We start from the raw sequence: 18,598 nt of genomic DNA on the forward strand, positions 1-18,598 counted from the left end.
TCGTCTGCCGTCGACGCTATTCGGTCGTGTTTCCGCCGGTCTCGTTCCCACCTGTCTCGTTCCCACCTGTCTCGTTACCGCCGGTTTCGTTGCCGGTCTCGTTGCCGCCGGTTTCATTACCGGTCTCGTTGCCGCCGGTTTCATTGCCACCGCCACCACCACCGCCGCCCATTTGTATCTCGCCTTCCATCTGCGGGTGCGGTTGACAGCGGTAAACGGCCATATCGCTGCTGGCTGTGAAATCGAAGAACTGTCCGTCACCCGGGTCAGCGGACGCCTGGCCCGTCGTGAGTTCGTCGATGACTTCATCGTTCGAGTCACGGATTTGCATGTTGTGGGCGGAGCCGTCGCCTTCCGACCAACCGATGGTATAGTCTTCCCCTTCCTGTAAGACGAGCGTCGGGTTCTGTTCCCCTTCGATCGAGGACGGTGCGAGACCTTCCCAGTAGCTGGTCTGACCACTGAAGTCGATTTGCGTTCCGGGGTCGATTTCGACGCCGCCACCGCCACCACCGCCGTTACCGCCACCGTTGCCGCCGCCACCGTTGCCGCCGCCGCCACCACCGCAACCGGCGACGAACGCAGTCGAAGTCGCGACACCTGTCAGTTTGAGCATCCGCCGTCGGGATAGCTTCTCGTCTCGTGCCATCACGATGACTTTGTGCTCACCGGGAATAGACGAATACCCGTCAGCTGCGTGGGAATCAAATACGGGCGGATTTGTAGCAGTTAGAACACCGATTCTCCGTTATCCAGCGTCTCGGCTCTGCGCCACAGCCTAACTGTCAAAACTCCGCCATAATCGGGCTGCTTATTGCAACGGTCGCGACCCGGACTCGCGTTCGGGGATGCGAGTCAGTAGTTGCGTCGTATCGACGATGTTTCTCGTCTCGAGTAACACCTCCGCCGCTTCTCGGACCGTGAAGTCCGCCTCGAGTTCGACGCCGTGACAGTGTGCATAACACTCGAACCAGCGGTTCATCGCGTCCTCTAGCGCATCGAGTTCGGGTTCGCTGAACGGAACCAATCGACCGCCGGTTCGAGCCTCGATGTAGAGCCAGATTGCCTGTCCTGCGCCGTCACGCAGGTACTCGTCGGCGTCGTCAGGATCGGGATCGTGATCGAGATCGGGATCGGTACAGAATGTCGTCCCTTCGGCTGAATCGTCGGCGCTGTCGAGCGCCGCTCGTTCTCGTTCGGCTCGGCGGGAGAGCGCGGCGATTCGGGGACCGTAGCGGCTCACGTTATCCCTCGCGGTACTCGATGCCCTTGCCGCCGCGGGGGTGTTCCCACTCGGTGTCTGCCACGATGGCGCACGTGCCACATTCGACGCACGGCTGGGTGTCGAGGCTGACTAGCGTTTCCTCAGAGCCGTTGGTCTTGACCGTCTCCGAGCGGTAACAGCCGCCGCCGAAGTCCTCCGCGCTAACCGGACAGGCAGCGACAGCCGCGCCGCTCGCCCCGTAAGAATCGTCTCTGAGCTCGATGTGTGGATTGCCCACGTCGGTGTCGTAGGTCAGGTCGCCGATGCGTTGCTCGAGGGACGGCGGTTCGATCTCGTTGTCCCATTGGATCGTTCTGCCGTGTTCCTCTGCGATCAGCGTCGGAAGAGAGACGTAGCCAGTCTTTGTGTCGGGCAACATCGACACCAGGAACGGCGAGTTATACGCACGCTTTAGCAGTCGATTCGCGATCGGATTGCCGACCGCGACCGAGCCGATCGGCGAGTCGAGTACCCGTTCGACGGCCGCGGTTACGGTATCGTTTTCGCCGACGGTCCGGCTCAGATCGTAGCGCCGGGGCCGAAGCTTGTCCATCGTCCCCGAGTCCTCGAGCATCTGCGTGTATCGCTGGCCGGCGGCTCCAGGATCGGCACTTCCACGGGTGACAGCGAATGCGTCGGCCGCAAGCGCGCCAGCGGTGACGGCGTGGTTCATCCCCTTGATGATCGGACCCTGCGCTTGCATCTGACCGGCGGCGTCACCGACGAGAACGAGTCGGTCTCGATGTGGCTCGCGGTGGGCGACCTTCTTCGAGTCGGGAACGAGCTTCGCTGCGTACTCGCGCTCGTGGTACTCGTTTTTGAACCAGCCCGCGAGCAAGGGGTGGGTCAACAAGGCGTCGAGTAGTTCGTGGGGGTTGGCTTCCTGCTCAACGAGGCTATCGAGGTGGAACACGGTTCCGATCGACAGTGAGTCCTCGTTCGTGTAGAGGAAGCCACCGCCGCGGACGTCCTCGAAGAGGTCACCCGAGAACAGGTGTGCAGCTCCTTCGTCGGAATCGATGTCGAACCGGTCATTGATGACGTCGGGATCCATGTCCACGACCGCCTTGACGCCCTGGAACCACTCGTCGGGTTCCTCCCAGTCCATCAGGCCGGCATCGCGGGCAAGTTCCGAATTGACGCCGTCAGCACCGACGATCAGATCCGCTTTGATCGGATCGAGTTCGTCACAGGTGACCCCGACGATCTCGCCGTTTTCCCTGAGGAGACCGTTCACCCGAACGTTCGTCAGTACGCCGCCGCCAGTCTCGCTGGTCTTTTCGTGGACGCGTCGCTCGAGCCAGGAGTCCATTTCGCGGCGGAGAACGGCGTCGCACCAGTCGGTATCGTGTTCGTGGAGATCGACGAGATCGTAGGTCTTCACCGAATTACCGGCCACGTTGTGGATGTGGTAATCCGTGACCGGCCGTTCCGCGGCCTCATCCCGAAAGCCCTCGAAGAGGTCGTCGATCGTGTAGGGAGCGGAGTCCTCGGCGTATATCAGCCCGCCGGAGACGTTCTTCGAACCCGCTTCGGTACCCCGCTCGAGGACGAGCGTTTCGACGCCGTGGTCTGCCAGCCGCGCCGCCGCCGCGGCCCCGCCGGGTCCACAGCCCACGACGACCGCCTCGTAGTGTTCGTAGTCGTCGGTTTCGGCCGCCATCACTCGTCACCCCCGTCAGCGACGGCCTCGGGCTCGATCGTCATCCCGCCCGATTCGATGGCTTCGGTGAGCCGAGGCAACACCTCGAAGAGGTCGCCTTCGATGAAGTAGTCGCTGAAGTCCCGGATACGGGCGTCGGTGTCTGTGTTGATTGCGACGATGGTGTCCGACTCGTCCATTCCGACCTTGTGTTGAACCGCGCCGGAGACGCCCGCCGCAATGTATAGATCGGGCGCCACGACCTGGCCGGTCTCGCCGATCTGACGCTCTTCTTTCGAATACTGCTCGACGTGGCCCTCGAACTGGTAGGAGGAGGTGACGATCCCACGTGTGATGCCGAGTTCGGCGTCCTCGAAGGCATCGACGAGATCGAGGCCCAGTTCCATCCCGCGAGTAGGGTCGTCAGCGATCCCGCGGCCGAGACAGATGATCACGTCGTGGTCGGTGAGGTCGATGCCGGCCTCGAGTTGATCGTATTCGGTTATTTCGACGCGGAACCAGTCGTCTTCGAGATCCATATCGTGTTCCACAACCAGTCCCTCACGGCCGTGGTCGGGCTCCATCGGCTCGAAGCTGCCCGGAATGACCGAACAGCCTTGCGGGTGGAACTCCCGTCCGGGGTTGTCGAGACAGAGGATCGTCGAATATTCGAACCCGGAAAAATCGGGACGCTTCATGTGCAGGACCTTCTCGAACGTCTTTTTCACGCCCGGTTCGCCGGTCTTGACCGGGTTCGAGACCTCGTTTTCTTCGATAAAGAGGTCGGAACAGTCCGAGGCCAGTCCAGAGTCGAGTTCTGCCTGAACCTTCGCTGAGAGATCCCGCCCGTTGTTCGTCGCTGGAAACAGGACGTAACGGGGCTTATCGTAGTCGCGCCAGTCAGTGCTCTCGATTGTTCCCTCACCGCGGGCCATATGCGACGCGATTTCAGTATACGGTTTGTGCAGGAACCGTTCCAATCTGTCGTCGTCGTGGTACACTGCGATGTCCGCTCCGTAGGCGATACACTCCTCCGCCAGCTCCTCGCAGTCGTCGCCCATCAGGAATGCGACGACGTCTTCTTCGTCCCCGTAGTCCGCTTCGAACTCGTCCATCAACTCGCGAGCTTTCCCGAGCATCTCCCGTGACACCTCGAGCAACTCGCCGTTCTGGGTCTCGCAGAAGACCCACATGTCCGCGTAGTCGCCGTCAGCGAGCGCTCGGACGTGTCTCTTGTCGCGGGTCGGGTGGGAGAGGCCGTCGTCTTCGTCCGGTTCGGCTTCCTCGTCGGCGCCCCCGTCGTCGGCGTCCGTCTCTGGTTCGTCGATCTCCTCCTCCCCTGCTTCGTCACCGACGTCTTCGGCCGTCTCCTCGTACTCGCCTTCCGTTTCCGTTCCGTCCTCGACCCCTTCGAGGTCGGCACCGATCTCCTCGAGTCGGGTTCGAACAGCCTCCAGGGCGGTCGTCCGATCCTGACCGGACCGTTCGGCCTCGAGAATCGCCTGCAGTTCGTTCGCGTCGTCGATCGTTTCGAGTTCTTCGGTCAGTTCGTCAACGGTGTGGTCGTCGGGATCTACTGTCGTCATTTCAATCACTCACCTCCACAGCATAGGGTTGCATCTCCTCGAGTACTTCTCCCATCCCGTCGTCGGGATCGATCATCGTCGCTTCTCGTTCGGACGGGGCTTTGGGAATCGGATCGACCGACGAGACGATCGTGGGCGAGCCGTCGAGCCCAATATAATCCGGATCGAGGTTCAAGTCGACGTGGTCCCACGTCGTCAGGTGCTCGTCGTGTTCTTCGGCTCGCTCTTCCGTTTCGGCCCTGAGCCGCTTGTGTGTCAGCCGGTGTGAGGCCTTCCGATACGTCGGCTCGAACTCGGGATCGGTGACGACGAAGCAAGGCAAGGAAGCTTCGACCGTCTCGATTTCGTCGACGTCTCCCTCCACGAGGCGTTTCGCGCGCAGCATCCGCTCGTCGGGATCGATCTCGAGCGCGATGACGTGAGTGACTATCGGCCAATCCATCGCCCAGCAGGTCTGCGGGCCGGTCTGGCCAGTTTCTCCGTCAGCCGTTTTGAACCCAGCGAACACGATGTCGACGTCGGCCACTTCCTCCTGATACTTCTCGAGGCCGGCGCTGAGTGTGATCGCCGTCGCCCACGTGTCCGAGGCGGCCAGTTCTCTGTCCGAGAGCAGGTAGCTATCGTCGGCATAAACTGACTTCATCGCACCTTCCAAGACGTCCGCGTACCCCGGTGGACCCATACTCATCCCGCTGACGTGGCCGCCGTGGCGGATTTTCGTCTGCAGCGCGGCCTCCAGCGCGAACGCGTCGTTCGGGTTCATGACTGTCGGCGTTTTCCCCCGTTCTAAGTGTCCGTCCTCGTCGAACGAGACGGCCCCCTCCGAAAAGTCGGGGACGCCTTTCGTTAGAACGATTGATCGCATGAATCTCTCCGTCGAAGAACCGAGGTTACATTTAACATGGCTGTGTTTCTCTAACGTAATTATCACTATTAAGAATACGGGTTAGAATCGCCGTCAGAAGCGGGGGATGCAGTGATCGCTACCCGCGAACCGCCCGGAACTTCGCGTCGATGCGAACGGCGTACGCGCTCGAACCATAACCACCACTGTCCGGTGCTTCGCGCTTGTGCCCTGTATGTGCGGTGTTTTATCACGTCAGTCACGACCGTCGTCATACGCGGATCGTGATCGTTTATCCGAGACGATGTGAGGTCGTCTCAGAACCCGAGTCCACACGCCTGCTCGAGCGGGCGCCACTCGCCGTCGGCTCGGGATGTCGACGAATACGCGACGCTCTCGTGCCCGTCGACGGCGAGGGCGACCCGGAACGTCCGCTATTCGACGTCCCGGTCGGTCGTTCCCATCGTGATTTCGCCGTCGGCTCGGATCGTACCGTCGATCTCGGCGTCGGGACCGAGCTCGAGGTTCTCACAGGAGACGTCACCCAGAATACGAGCATCGCGTTCGATAGTGACGTCACCGTCTCGAGTCGTCAGATCGCCGTGAATGCGGCTCCCGTCGCCAACGGTGACGTCATCTCGAGCGCGAAGACTGCCGAAAATATTGCAGTCGGGTCCGACGTCTATCGTCTCGGCGCGAACGTTACCGTGGAGACGACAATCGGACCCGATCGTCGCGGGCGTCGAGACGCGCCAGGCGTCGTCGCCGACGGTTGCGTTGCGAGGGATGATGAGCGGTTCTGTATCGGGTTCGTCGTCGTCCTCGTCGACGAGTTTGGAGATGAGTTGCTGGGCGGCGTCTTCCTCACCGATCAGGAGGAGGTGTTTGAGGTAAACGAACAGGAAAACGATAGTCGGCATCGGATTCCGGATGACGATCCAGCCGTTGGCTTCGAACCCGTTTTCGATCTCGACGTCGTCGCCGATATCGAGGTCACCAGCGACTTTGAGCTCGCCGCCGATGTGGACGCGCTCGCCGATGTATGCATCCTGACCGACCAGCACGTTGTCGGTGACGTCACACCACATGTCGAGTCTGCAATCGCCGTCAGCCTCGATAGCGCCGCCGAATTCGGCTGCTTCGCCGGCTAAGACGTTCCGGCCGCGCACGCCGAATTCCACGGTCGAGCGACCACCCACGAGGACGTCACCGTCGGTCACGAGGTCACGTTCCTGGGCTTCAGTTCCGTCGGGGACGACGAGTTTGTCGAGCGGGTCCCTGCTGATCGCCACACTCGCATCAAAAGGGAGCACCGCCTAATAAACCCCGCGCGTTGTCAGTCGTTCGTCTGACGCACGTCCGCCTCCGTCGCCGGCCGAGGGGACCTCGGCCTCGACGAAAGACACCCTCCTTTTACACGTCCGCTGTGTACGTGCGATCATGACCACGCTTGCGTTCGACGACGACGGCGTCGACGTCGTCTACGAAGGCACCGAGTTCCGCCTCGAGCAGGCACTCATCGAGGAGGCCACCCAGAAGTCCTACTACGACGTGACTGATCACGAAGTGCTGAAGATCGTCGCTGAACAGCCGAACCTGCAGGGCGAACCTCGCCGTATCGGTGACATTCTCGATTGACTGTTTTCGAGGCGCGTACGGGCACGTATTTCGACGTTAATAAACGACATGCAACAGGGCGAATACGACGATCCCGAGTGAAAACGAGATGAGCCACAGCGTCGCCGCGATTCGGCCGACTCGAGCGTGAGCCGTTCGACGAAGGTCGGCGATCGAGCGAGAAAACGCCAGCAGGAGCACGTAGTACAGCAGCGGGATGCAAATGATCGCGAGGAGGATGTGCACCGCCAATAGCGGAATGTAGACGAACTGGTAGACCATATCGGGGCCGGGAAACGGCTGGGGACCGCCGGTCGCGGTGAGCCGGTAGAGGTAGAGCGTGAGAAAGCCCACGAACAGGCCGAACGAGGTGAGCATCGCTACCCTGTGGCGGTCGACGTCGCCGCGTCGGATCGCCCGCCAGCCCACCATGATCGACCCGATTGCGGCACCGCTAAGCAAGGCGTTGACGAGCGGAATCGTCTCGAGGACCCACTCCGGAGCCACGGGCACACTCGAGGGCGGGATTCGACCACCCGCGGCTGCGAAAACCACCGCCAGCGACACCACGCTCAACACGCCGGTGAGAAGGCGCACGCGCTCTCGAGGGACGTATTCCATGTGTGTCCGTTCGAGCGCAGCGGGAAAGTGATTGCTCTCCGTGTCCGTGTCAGGATGCAGTCTCCCGGATTCGGTGAACAAGCGGGCGCCGCGGGTCGTCTCAACTCGGTTTGCGGGGGTGACAGACGAACCCCTGTGGAGTTGAAGCTCGAGACCCATCGAGAGCTGTGGCCACCGCCAACTATCATCCTCAGCAAAACGAATACAGGATAACTACTGACCAGGGACAGCCACACACAAATACGCCAAAAAAATGTTTGTCTCTAAATAGCAAATGATAAGAAAATGTATCGACGACAGGCTCTCTCTCCGCTGGCGTTCCTGTTTGGGGCTGTCGAAAACTGTCCACTACGGCTGAGACGGACTATCGAATCAGAGCCGACGAATGGACACTCACGGATATTGAATCTGTGATGCAGGTGTCGCCCATATCGTCCCCCGTAGCGAACGTTATCGACGAGGCGAGTCGGCCAGAAAACGAAAATGGCGCCTCTCTGACCGTCACTCGTGAGAAATGGGACACGGGACTAGAGCCGTTTTGTGAGTGTGACGCCTCGAAGATCACTCCAAACGGTCCCAAGTTCGAACGCACCTACTACGTCCGGCAATCCGGACAAATATATGAAATCCAGTTCCGGATTCGCAGCGAACACTGACGGGATCTCGGTTTTCACGGGGCGGTACTCACTTACCGTTCCCTGGCTCTCCCCGTTCTTCTTGCCGTTACCGCTATTTTTCATGTGTGGCTGGAATTGGTCGATATGCGCCTCGATCATTGCGAGTTTTCCGGCCTTTAGGTGCGTGTGAGGTACCGTATTCCTCTTCGACACTTGTAGCCGTCTTCATTGTAGACCTTGCCAGACCCTTTGATTCGGCGGGCACTGCCTAGTTTAGCACCTCCGCTGGCGTTTGTCCGTTGAGTGATTGGTGCGGTCGTTATGTGTTATAATAGTGTACAAACTATTCAAGCCATTCTCTGACACTCGCCCGACTGCCCACGATCGTGTTTCTCGGTCAATTCATGCAGGAACGCAGCGGCTGGATCGGTTCCCCGTCGTCCGAAGACTGCGACATCAAGAATCAACCGTGACTCTACGTCTATTGCAGCGTACACCCAAGATCAGTTGCCGTTGATCTTGACAGCGGTCTCATTAATGGCGACCTGCGACAGCGAAGCCGTCCTCAGAACGCTTCGCGTTCTGATGGGCCACACGAGAGTGCAACTCTCGTGGACGGCGGCGGGTCTGACATGCTGTCAGCTAGCCGATGTACCCAGTGCCAGGTTGCTTGATGAGACCGTTCGACGCCGATCAAGCGGAGAATCGCTCGTGTCTCTCGAAGCGAACAGCCGGTCGCGTGGAGGCGGACGGCGAATACCCTGACGGGTGTCGCCGTCCGCTCACGCTCTCAAGATTCATCAAATTCCGCCGCATCGCACTCGCTGAGCAGGTCTGCGAGCTGCATGGCCAAACTAGCTCTACGACCTGCTCGCTTCTCAAACCGCGCTAACTAGATGATGCCCGTGAGTTCTACTTTCCTGCATTCCGATTGGTCGGGGCTCGTTCAATCGGTGATTCCCAGAGCAGTAGTATGAGTGAACCAACGACCAGTACACCACCAGCGACTGATAGCGCAATCAATGGTGACACAGCATCCGAAATCATACCACTCCCGAGTTGGAACGGAATTACAGTGAGCGCACTGACCATCGCCATGGCGCTCAATACGGTCGCGCGACCCAGTGTCTCAATGCGGTCGTTAATGTATTGTCCAGCGAGTACTCGCGTCGGTTCGACGGAAGTCCACCCGACGAATAATGCAACGATCGCTATTGGCGGTACAAACGCCATCGCCATCAATAGCCCGCCAACGACCAGTGGCACGCCAACGAACCACCGACGGAGTCCAATTCTGTCTCGAACGAGACTGATCCGGTAACTGATCGCCGCAGAGGCGAGATTGATCGCCGCATAGTAAATCCCCAAAAGCGTCTCGACGTCCTCCGTTGAGATGATGATTGTGTACGGGTCGCTTCGATCGAGGCGAGGGAGAGCCACCGTTAAATTCATATTCAGATCAGTCAGCACGGACTCGAATACCGGTTGTAAAAAGATGAACACGAGATAGGTGACTGCTGAAAATAGCACGAAGTAGTATACGATGAACGACCGAAGGCGACGCTGACCGATTGTCTGCGTAACAACGTCGCGCGCCTCTCGGAGACCCATCTCACTTGAACCGCTCTCCTCGTACGTCGTGGGCTCGTCCAGCGTAACAATCACGAGAAGTCCGATTCCAGTGAAAAACGCGGCCACAAGAAACGGATATGTGAAATCGAGTCCGCCGAGGTACCCGCCGACGAGTGACGCGCCGACACCAACTGTCAATGCAATCGACTCACCGCGTCCGCGCACGTGAGAAAACTCACCGCTTGCAGAAACATCTGTGAGTGTTTCGTATACCCAAGCATCCTCTGTCCCTGAGCGGAAGTTGTAGCCAAACGACCAGCAGATGAACAGAACGGCGAATGCGACAAACGAACTCGCAAAAGCGATTCCGACTAACGTCGTCGTAATAAGAGCAGTCCCAACGAGGAGGCTATTCCGGCGCCCTATTCGATCTCCAACGTACCCCGTTGGTATCTCTCCAAGAACTGTCGTCACGTTATAGAGTGCCTCTATGACGACGATCTGTGTAAACGAGAGACCCTGTGAGAGAAAGTAGAGGTACATCACAGGCCGATAGAATTCAACCGCTTCCGTGGCCTTGAAAAGATAATATTTGGTTACCGACCGAGAAACCGTCATATTTGGAATTGCAATCGACTACATGATATTCCTATGGCTCATTCCAAATCAGACAGATCGGAACCCATTTCGTCAGATTCCAGATTACCGCCAGATCCGACTCGTCCATAGAGAGGATACAAGACGAACAACAACCCGATGGCAACGCTCGCTGTCTGAAGCGTTGCCGCGAAAGAAATCGAGAGGCCGAATTCACCGTAGAGAATACCCTCAGCTACGGCCCCAACGCTTATGAATGCAAAGCCGATGGCGACAAAGAGCATCGGTTCGCTCCCGAACCGCTGGTACGCCTGGAACCCCTTTAGAGAAATCATCAGACCGATTCCCATTGTCAGTATTTTCGCGATCACGAGGCCGCCGTGTAAACTCATATGTCGCTCATTCCCTCCATGAGTTTCGTAAAGCGACTGGCGGCATCATCGGAGGGATGCAACTGACATCCCAGTTCACCGTTCTCTATTTCGATGGTCAGACGTTCGATAGCTGCCTCATAGACAGTATAATGGTGACCATCCAAGGACGTCTTCGTTTGTTCGTGAAGGAAACCCAGATCGACAAGACGATTTACTCGCCGATAAATCGTAGAACGTGCGACGTCGAGTTCTCGACTCATTTCCTTTACACCTTTCGGTTCGGTACTCGTGACTCTGAGTATCTCTCTCGTATAGTTGTCCCCCAATAAATCGAAAACTGTCCCGAAACGAGTGGTTCCTCCCATATTCAGTTACAGAATAGAAGATAGAACATAAAATCATAGTATCTTTTGCGAACTCAGAAAATTGAAGTGATGGGGCGGATGGCGAGAACGCGTGTCACTGTATTCGTCTACAACTAGCTACACTCGATATCATTCCGAGGGCTTACTTCCGCTACGTAGTAAGGAAAACGGTCAAAATAGACATGATACGGCCATGGACTGACGTAATCAGGTCCATTTTCGTTGCCGATCATATCGAGGAATTCGAACCCTGCGTCTCGAAGTTGCCGCTTTTGGGACAGTGGATCGATAAAATACGTATCGGTATCCCCATATTTTCGTTTTTCTCGCTTGTAGCGTGACCCAACGGTCCCGTCTTGGATGGCACGCTGCCACCACTGCTTCATTTCTTGCCAACTCGCTCTATTGAACGGTTCGAGGGCAAAGAAGTTGAAATACCACGAGTTGTGGGAATTGAACGCTACTCGGCCGCCTGGTCGAAGCACACGCCGAATTTCTGCTAACGCCCTCAATCGTTGCTCTTCAGGCTGTAAATAATCGATTCCATTGAACGAAAACAACACATAATCAAACGAGCTGTCGGCAAAGGGGAGAGTCGCTGCGTCACCGAGTGCTAACGGAACATCCCTAAGATGCGCTCGGGCTCGATCGATCATCGGTTTGCTAACGTCTATCCCGGTGACAGTGTAACCCATTTCTACCAGTTCGTGTGTCGTCCGACCGGCACCACAACCAATGTCGAGGAGATGCCCATCTTGCTGGAAGTATTCGTCAATAACGGTACGTTCGTCTGCGAAAAGTCCGTCCTCGGCTAATTCTTCGTACGTGTTTACGGCATCTTCTGAAGAATACGTCTGAATATTATCTGACATACGCGTGCTATATTCCAATTTAGCGTGTATCTCAATACGATGCTCGATGATTTGTTGTTTGAGCAAACGTCTGAGAACGTTTAAATACGGGTTCATCGTCGGATCGATCAAGGATCGAATCTCTGGTCCGGAACGTTACAGCCACCCTCTATCGACCCCGTTTAACGTATCCCCGAACTACCTCAGACTCTTTTCAAATGCCTGGGACTGACCAGTCGGAGACACCAGTACCGACGCGAGAAAGGGGTCCATCACCGTCATCTCGCGTTGAATTCCGGCGGTATCCAAAAACTAGTGTCTCATCAAACAACTGGTCGAACTCTTCGTAGTACTGCATACGAAGCGCCGACGAAATGGCTACCAGCTATCCTCAAGTCGACGCAACGGGTCGCGATAGGCGGGATCGTCTGCTCCATCGATCCCGTCTCACAGATCGATCTTGCAGTGGTCGGCGTCGGATACGCCGGTTTACGGGTCTCGAGTATCCGCTTTCAAAACGCGAGTGTCGTCTGGAACATCCCGTTGCCGGCCGGGTAGATCAACGACTCGAACCCGCCGCCGGTGAATCGGGGGCCGTCGTCGGTCTCGAGACACTCGATCCGTTCGTCGTCGAGATCGTCGATCGGCGTCTAATCTCGATCAGCGCTATCGAGCGGATCGTATTCAGCCCCGAGGACTGATTCAATACGTCTGCTATTCGGGTGATCGCTATCGAACCTCGGGTGAGAGGCTGCTTTCCCAAGCAGGTCCTCAGTCGTATTCTCGCAGCCCTCGATTATGTGCGCCGCGGTGATGATCACGTCGGCAATGGTCGCGTTATCACGGAGGCTGGCTTCGAGTGTCTCAACCTCACCGCTTGGGCTACGCGGCCAGCGAACGCTCGCTGGCCGCGAATTCGAGAGCGAGGTGTGCAATGACGTTCAACGGCCATCATATTCGCGATGCCGGATGGCAGGTCTCGACAGTTGTTCGCCGCCGACGAATCGTAATGAAACGCCAGCCTATGCGGTACCCGATACAAAGGTCGCCCCTGGCGAACCGCAGTTTCTCATGTCGCTCGAGCGTCGACGTGAAAGAGCCGTTCGGACTCAAGGCCGGTGAATGACGACGGCTAAGGCCGAAACAGCCGAGCGAACGTTCACTCAGCAGCCGCCTGGTTATCCAACCTGACTGCTAATTCCAACTATTATCTATAAGTTTAATTACTTCCGTCGCTCCGCGTCGCTCCACGACGGCATTCGCGATTGGCGGTGGGAATCGCTCATCGGCGGACCTCGACGGGACAGCAACGCACTCCGCGAAGCAGTCGCTCGTCAATCGTATCGTCGGAAAGAATTATGCGTGGGTGATGTCCGCGAAGGGAAATCACCTGCATCGGGTATGGTGGAGATCGTCCACCTGTGCGATGCGTGGGACCGGATTTGAACCGGCGGACCCCTACGGGACAGCGCCCTCAACGCTGCGCCGTTGGCCTGGCTTGGCTACCCACGCTCGCGGTCTCTGTCTGCACTCAACCGTATCCAGCGTGATTATAAAAGCCCTTTCCTTTGGGTCGGTGACTGCGGTCGGATCGCAGACGGACTGGGTATCATGATACACCGGACAGTCTACTCACGACGTTTTCGTCCGATTGACGTCTACTCCGGTTGTGCCAACACTCGATATCCCAAACCGGCAGAGACACAAAGGTTTCAACGTTCGAGCGAAATTCCCATCTGATGCCGATATCTCCAGGGCGAATGCGCGCGCTCGCAGGCGCGATCGCGGTCATGGGGATAGTGGCTGCGGGTCTCTTCGTCTCGCCGTCGACGATGCTCGACATGGTCGATTCGATGGCAGCAGATCCGTTTACGTTTGGGCTCGTCGTCACGGGTCTCTATCTCGTGCGACCGCTGTTGGCCTGGCCGACGACGCCGCTTGCCGTCGTCGTCGGTTACGGCTTCGGCGTCGCCGTCGGTCTCCCGGTTGCACTCGCCGGCGTCGTCACGACCGTTCTACCGGTCTTTTTCGCCGTCCGCTGGCTCGCAGTGGACGATGGAACGAACGACGGCGGGCTCTTCGAACGGACCGGTGATACCGTATCGCGCTATTACGACGCGACGGGACCGCTTCGCGGAGTCACCGCCTCCCGTTTGGCACCGATCCCGTCGGACGTCGCGACGTGTGCCGCAGCGGTGAGCGACGTCGAACCCCGTCACCTGCTGATCGGGACGGCTATCGGCGAATTACCGTGGACGACCGCGGCAGTCGTCGTCGGCGCATCGGCCGCGACGATTACCTCGAGCGGACTGGGTGAACTCGGCCTCGCGCTCTCGGTCGTCTGTGCCGTCGCCGCCGGACTCCTGCTCGCCGGCCCCCTGTACCGAGCGATTCGGACACAGAACCGTCGGCGAACGAACCGAACGAAGCAAACAGGGATAACGGAACAAACGAGGCGAACGAGACAGCCCACGCAAACAGAGCGAACCGAGAAAACGGACGAGCCGAGTCACTGACTCGGCAATTCTTCATCGTCGAGGTCTTGAACCAGCGAATCGCTCAACTCCTTTAGATCCGATTCGAGTTGCTGGTAGGCTTCGGTATCCGTCAGTTCGTCGACGGAATGTTCGTCTTCGAGAGTCTCCATCTTGTTCGAGATCGACTCGAGTTCCCGACGGCCGTCGTCGCCGTAGCGCGATTGAACCCGAAGATTTTCGATGATTCGGGTCAACTGCGCTTGCGTCACGGGTTTCGTCACGTAATCGTCGATATCCAGTTCGACGATGTCCAGCCCCGGGTCGACCGCAGTCACCATGATCACCCAGCAGTCGTATCCCGCCGCGCGAATCTCCTCGAGAACCCGATCTCCGGTGATGTCGGGCATGTGCCTGTCGAGCAGGACCACATCGATCGAATCGCTGACTTCCTCGAGCGCGGTGTGGCCGTCGTAGGCGGTCACTACCTCGTAATCTTCGCCGACCCACATCGCATAGAGATCAGCAAGTTGCCGTTCATCATCGACGACGAGGATCGTCGGTTGCGCAGACATAGAGATCTTATTCGAGACCACAGACCCCCGTTATGTAGGGGTTCCGGCCGACTCACTGCTCGAGTCGAACGCCGAATGGTCCTCCATCCCGGGAAAACAGCGATCTCAGCGGAATGGATCGCTGCAATCGATGATGACTCCGTGTTGCGGACAGACGTACTTGCAGTGACGTTTGAACATCGGCGCCTCGCAGTGGGGACAGCGTGGGCCGCCGACCGATCGGTCACTCGAACCGTCCACATCCGCACTACCACCGGAGCCGTCCACATCCGTACTACCACCGGAGCCGTCCGCGTCGTCGGCAGTCATACGAAATCGTTCTTTCCGACGTATGCTAAGTGTGGGGTTTCCACCGGTTCTGCGGAGCGGAATCGAGACGAGAAAACGCGACGAAGACGGGATCAGTCAGCGCTTAGCACTCGCTCCAACCGCAGGATTCGCAGGTCTTGCACCCTTCGGAGAAGTAAAGCGACATCGAGCCACAGTCGGGGCATTCCGGTGACTCGCCGGCGTCGATGAGATCCTGCGTCGTGTCGTCGGTAGCATCTGCAGACGTGCCGTCTTCTACGGCCGCGGCACCGCCGTCGGTCTCGTGGCCCTCGTACTCGGCGATGTCAGCGTCGGCGGATTCCTCGAGTGTCTGTTGTTTCGGGTACGGCTTGTCGATTTCGTTCTCGAGGTACCGACGCATCGCAGTCCCAATCGCGTCGGGAATGGACTGAATCTGTTCGCCCTTGTCCCAGGCGACCTTTGGACTCCGCGTGCCACAGAGTTCGTCGACGATCTCCTCGGGGTCGACGCCGGAGCGAAGCGAGGTCGAGATGACCTTCGCGAGCGCCTCGGTAAAGGAGTTCGTGAAGCCACCGGAGTGGCCGATGTTCGCGAACAGTTCGAACGGCTGGCCGGTTTCTGGATCTTCGTTGATCGTCACGTAGATCTTCCCGTAGCCGGTGTCGATGCGCTGGCTGACGCCCTGGAGGGCGTCGGGCCGCTCGCGCTTCTCTGTAAAGTCGACCTGAGCGGGTTCGGCGTCGCCGAGCAGTGATCCGACGTCCTCCTCGAGGACGTCCCGGACGGACTCGCTCTCGAGGAATCGCTCGAGTCCGCCGAAGATATCGTCGATCTGCTCGACCAGCGCCTGGGCGGCCTCGGTCTCGTCGGCGAAGTCGGCGTTGTCCGCACGCGTCGTCAGCACCTGCTTCGAGCGGGTGCCGTCGCGGTAGTAGGTGACGCCCTTCCCGCCCTGCTCGTAAACCCATTCGAAGACTTCCTTGGCATCCTCGAGCGTGGAGTCGTTCGGCGCGTTGACGGTCTTCGAAATGGCCGAGTCGACGCCGTTCTGGCAGGCACACTGCACCGCGGCGTGCTGTTTCGCGGTGAGGTCGCTGGTGATGACGAACAGTTCGCCGATCGCGTTCGGTACGGTCGAGAGGCCTTCGACACCGTCGAACTGGTTCGTCGCCATCTGCTCCTGGGCCTCCTCTTTGACGGCGTCGACGTCGATGTCGTTCGCCTCGAGGGTGCGCAGGAAGTAGTCGTCGAACTCGACTAGCATCTCGTCGCCCTGCACGTCGTCGGTGACGTTCTTGTAGTAGGCGACGTTGTAGATGGGCTCACAGCCGCCGGTCGTGTTGCCGACCATGGAGGTCGTACCGGTGGGTGCGATGGTCGTGACGTTGTGGTTGCGAATCGGGAAGCCGCCTTCCCAGTCGTCGGCGTCCTCGCCGGTCTGTTTCTCGAACCACTCGCGGTACTCTGTCGGGGACGCATACTTCGAGTCGTCCCAGTCGTTGAACGAGCCGCGCTCCGTGGCGAGTTCGTGGCTCGTGGCCTTTGCACCGTGGTTGATGTGGGTCAGCAGCTGGCGGGCGACTTCGTTTCCTTCGTCGCTGCCGTACTTGATGCCGAGTTGAACGTACAGCTGGGCCAGCCCCATGATGCCGAGGCCAATCTTGCGCATGTCCCGGACCTTTTCCTCGATCTCCGGGACGGGGAAGTCCGACATGGTGACGACGTTCTCGAGGAATCGCGTGCCGTACTCGATGCGCTCGTCGAACTCTTCGAAGTCGATCGCCTCCTCGAGGAAGGCCTCGACGGCCGCTTCCCGGGAGTCGTACTCGTCCCCGTGTTCATCGGCCCAGACGCGCCAATCGGGCGCATCGAGGTCCGCCAGTGTCGAGAGGTTGATGTGGCCGAGGTTACAGGCTTCGTACTCCTCGAGCGGTTGTTCGCCGCAGGGGTTAGTCGCCAGAATACGGTGGTCGTCTTGCTCCTCGACGTCGAACGAGTGTTCCTTGTTCACTCGCTCGAGGTAGATCACGCCGGGTTCGCCGTTCTCGTGGGCACCGTCGACGATGCGCTCCCAGACGAGTTCCGCGGGGATCGAGAGGGGTTCGCCGACCTCGACGTGCTCGCCGAGGTCGTAGCGGCTGTACATCTCCTTGGTTTCCTCGGTGGCAATGTGGGGCTCTTCCGTTCGGGGGTTGGTGAACGTGTAGTCCTCGCCGTTCTGGACGGCTTCCATGAAGCCGTCGGTAACGCCGACCGAGATGTTGAAATTCGAAAGGTGGCCTTCGACGGCGTTTCGCAGGTGCTTTGGCACGCGACCGTCCTCGTCGATCAGCTCGCGGGCTTCGTCGAGCGCTTCGCTAAAGGAGGTATAAGTGTAGTCGTCGGGGTCGTTGAGACGGAGACAGTGGGCCAGCGAGACGTCCTTGTTCTTGGCGTGGATGAATTCGATGACGTCGGGGTGGGAGATGCGCATGATGCCCATCTGGGCACCGCGGCGGGTCCCGCCCTGCGCGATGGTTTCACAGAGCTGGTCGTAGGTCCGCATGAAGGTGATCGGTCCCGATGCGATGCCGCCTGTGGAGCCGACCGCGTCACCGTACGGTCGTAGTTGCCAGAAGCCGTATCCGACGCCGCCGCCGGACTGGAAGACCTCTGCGGCCTTTTTCGCAGTTTCGTGGATGTCCGAGAGGTCGTCGTCCGGGGACATGACGAAACAGGCCGAAAGCTGCTGGAGTTCGTTGCCAGCGTTCATCAGGGTCGGCGAATTGGGCATGAACGAGAGTGATTCCATGCCTTCGGTGAACGTCTCGGCGACGTCTTCGACGTGTTCTCGTACGTCGTCGGGGAGTTCGGGAACGATCGTTTCGTAGGAGAACTTGTTGACGTTCCGTTCGGTCAGCGTCGTTTCCACGTCGTTGACGGCGTCGCCGTCTGCCAGAGGTGACTCTGCCCCCTCGCTGTCCTCGATGGTCGTTCCCTCACCGAAGACCTCCGCAGCGAGTTCGTCCCGACGAGGGTGATCGGGTTTTAGCTGATCGGGCCTGACAGAGATCTCGAGATCGAGTTTTTCGGCTTCGTACACCGCTTCGGCGAGGGCGATGTTCTTGCCGACGCGGTCGAAGAGGTCCTCCTGTTGCTCTATGAGATCGCCATCGGCGTTTTTCCGAAGATATCGTGCCGGGAGAATATTTTGGTAGGCATTGTCGGTCAATCGTTCCTCGAGCGTTTCTCCTTCGGTGCGCTTGATAGGAAGCGTAAGATCTTCCGCGGAGAGTTCGGCATCGCTCATGCGCGAGTCACCTCGCCGA

Annotated in this window: 18 protein-coding genes, 1 tRNA gene and 1 pseudogene; 3 read left to right on the top strand and 17 right to left on the bottom strand. The window is 58.8% G+C overall.

Going from position 1 to position 18,598, the window contains the following annotated elements; translation table 11 throughout:
• Positions 1-16 precede the first annotated feature (16 nt).
• The 6 genes from HYG82_RS27085 to HYG82_RS27110 all read right to left on the bottom strand — a co-directional run bounded on the left by HYG82_RS27085 (position 17) and on the right by HYG82_RS27110 (position 6,628).
• Positions 17-616, bottom strand: coding sequence for a cupredoxin domain-containing protein (locus tag HYG82_RS27085; protein WP_179264391.1), 600 nt, complete (start codon positions 614-616; stop codon positions 17-19).
• A gap of 195 nt (positions 617-811) precedes the next feature.
• Positions 812-1,243, bottom strand: a complete 432-nt coding sequence (locus tag HYG82_RS27090; protein ID WP_179260211.1) for a DUF8055 family protein — start codon at positions 1,241-1,243, stop codon at positions 812-814.
• A gap of 1 nt (position 1,244) precedes the next feature.
• Positions 1,245-2,927, bottom strand: coding sequence for an FAD-dependent monooxygenase (locus tag HYG82_RS27095; RefSeq protein WP_179260212.1), 1,683 nt, complete (start codon positions 2,925-2,927; stop codon positions 1,245-1,247).
• Entirely contained in the window at positions 2,927-4,492 is a 1,566-nt protein-coding gene (locus HYG82_RS27100) for an electron transfer flavoprotein subunit alpha/FixB family protein (protein ID WP_179260213.1), read from the bottom strand. Before HYG82_RS27100 ends, HYG82_RS27095 begins: the two co-directional genes overlap by 1 nt.
• A 1-nt stretch (position 4,493) precedes the next feature.
• Positions 4,494-5,357, bottom strand: a complete 864-nt coding sequence (locus tag HYG82_RS27105; protein WP_179260214.1) for an electron transfer flavoprotein subunit beta/FixA family protein — start codon at positions 5,355-5,357, stop codon at positions 4,494-4,496.
• A gap of 413 nt (positions 5,358-5,770) precedes the next feature.
• Complete coding sequence (locus HYG82_RS27110; protein WP_179260215.1) at positions 5,771-6,628, bottom strand: polymer-forming cytoskeletal protein; 858 nt, start codon at positions 6,626-6,628, stop codon at positions 5,771-5,773.
• A gap of 148 nt (positions 6,629-6,776) precedes the next feature.
• Here HYG82_RS27110 and HYG82_RS27115 point away from each other — a divergent pair, with 148 nt between their 5' ends.
• A complete protein-coding gene (locus HYG82_RS27115; protein ID WP_179260216.1) occupies positions 6,777-6,974 on the top strand; it encodes a DUF5800 family protein in 198 nt (65 codons plus the stop codon).
• 36 nt (positions 6,975-7,010) lie between these two features.
• On the opposite strand, the gene HYG82_RS27120 is transcribed toward HYG82_RS27115, so the two are convergent.
• The 7 genes and pseudogenes from HYG82_RS27120 to HYG82_RS27145 form a co-directional block, all read right to left on the bottom strand.
• Positions 7,011-7,574, bottom strand: coding sequence for a DUF420 domain-containing protein (locus HYG82_RS27120; protein WP_179264393.1), 564 nt, complete (start codon positions 7,572-7,574; stop codon positions 7,011-7,013).
• Between the two features lie 527 nt (positions 7,575-8,101).
• Entirely contained in the window at positions 8,102-8,350 is a 249-nt protein-coding gene (locus HYG82_RS27125; RefSeq protein WP_179260217.1) for a hypothetical protein, read from the bottom strand.
• A 160-nt stretch (positions 8,351-8,510) separates the two neighbouring features.
• A pseudogene (locus tag HYG82_RS27130) lies at positions 8,511-9,038 on the bottom strand (DDE-type integrase/transposase/recombinase).
• Positions 9,039-9,103: 65 nt separating this feature from the next.
• The gene (locus HYG82_RS27135; protein ID WP_179260218.1) at positions 9,104-10,381 is read right to left on the bottom strand and encodes an MFS transporter; all 1,278 of its coding nucleotides are present in this window, start codon (positions 10,379-10,381) and stop codon (positions 9,104-9,106) included.
• A 38-nt stretch (positions 10,382-10,419) separates the two neighbouring features.
• Complete coding sequence (locus tag HYG82_RS27140; protein WP_179260219.1) at positions 10,420-10,752, bottom strand: DUF7521 family protein; 333 nt, start codon at positions 10,750-10,752, stop codon at positions 10,420-10,422.
• On the bottom strand, positions 10,749-11,099 hold the full coding sequence (locus tag HYG82_RS44575) for a helix-turn-helix domain-containing protein (RefSeq protein ID WP_179260220.1): 351 nt from the start codon (positions 11,097-11,099) through the stop codon (positions 10,749-10,751). Before HYG82_RS44575 ends, HYG82_RS27140 begins: the two co-directional genes overlap by 4 nt.
• 113 nt (positions 11,100-11,212) lie before the next feature.
• Positions 11,213-12,082, bottom strand: a complete 870-nt coding sequence (locus HYG82_RS27145) for a class I SAM-dependent methyltransferase (protein WP_179260221.1) — start codon at positions 12,080-12,082, stop codon at positions 11,213-11,215.
• Positions 12,083-12,324: 242 nt separating this feature from the next.
• Here HYG82_RS27145 and HYG82_RS27150 point away from each other — a divergent pair, with 242 nt between their 5' ends.
• On the top strand, positions 12,325-12,651 hold the full coding sequence (locus HYG82_RS27150) for a hypothetical protein (protein WP_179260222.1): 327 nt from the start codon (positions 12,325-12,327) through the stop codon (positions 12,649-12,651).
• A 726-nt stretch (positions 12,652-13,377) separates the two neighbouring features.
• Here the strand turns inward: HYG82_RS27150 and HYG82_RS27155 are convergent.
• Positions 13,378-13,462 (bottom strand) — tRNA-Leu (locus HYG82_RS27155).
• A 227-nt stretch (positions 13,463-13,689) separates the two neighbouring features.
• Here HYG82_RS27155 and HYG82_RS27160 point away from each other — a divergent pair.
• Positions 13,690-14,466, top strand: a complete 777-nt coding sequence (locus HYG82_RS27160; RefSeq protein ID WP_179260223.1) for a TVP38/TMEM64 family protein — start codon at positions 13,690-13,692, stop codon at positions 14,464-14,466.
• On the opposite strand, the gene HYG82_RS27165 is transcribed toward HYG82_RS27160, so the two are convergent.
• From HYG82_RS27165 to HYG82_RS27175, 3 genes are all read right to left on the bottom strand, one after another.
• Positions 14,460-14,999 carry a response regulator gene (locus HYG82_RS27165; protein ID WP_179260224.1) on the bottom strand — a complete coding sequence of 180 codons (540 nt, stop codon included), beginning with the start codon at positions 14,997-14,999 and terminating at the stop codon, positions 14,460-14,462. The genes HYG82_RS27160 and HYG82_RS27165 overlap by 7 nt on opposite strands.
• Positions 15,000-15,104: 105 nt before the next feature.
• A complete protein-coding gene (locus HYG82_RS27170) occupies positions 15,105-15,308 on the bottom strand; it encodes an HVO_2523 family zinc finger protein (RefSeq protein ID WP_179260225.1) in 204 nt (67 codons plus the stop codon).
• Between the two features lie 103 nt (positions 15,309-15,411).
• Positions 15,412-18,579: an adenosylcobalamin-dependent ribonucleoside-diphosphate reductase gene (locus tag HYG82_RS27175; RefSeq protein WP_179260226.1), complete on the bottom strand. Its 3,168-nt coding sequence runs from the start codon at positions 18,577-18,579 to the stop codon at positions 15,412-15,414.
• Between the last annotated feature and the right edge of the window lie 19 nt (positions 18,580-18,598).

It is taken from the genome of Natrinema halophilum (genome assembly GCF_013402815.2).
Taxonomy (GTDB): Archaea; Halobacteriota; Halobacteria; order Halobacteriales; family Natrialbaceae; genus Natrinema; species Natrinema halophilum.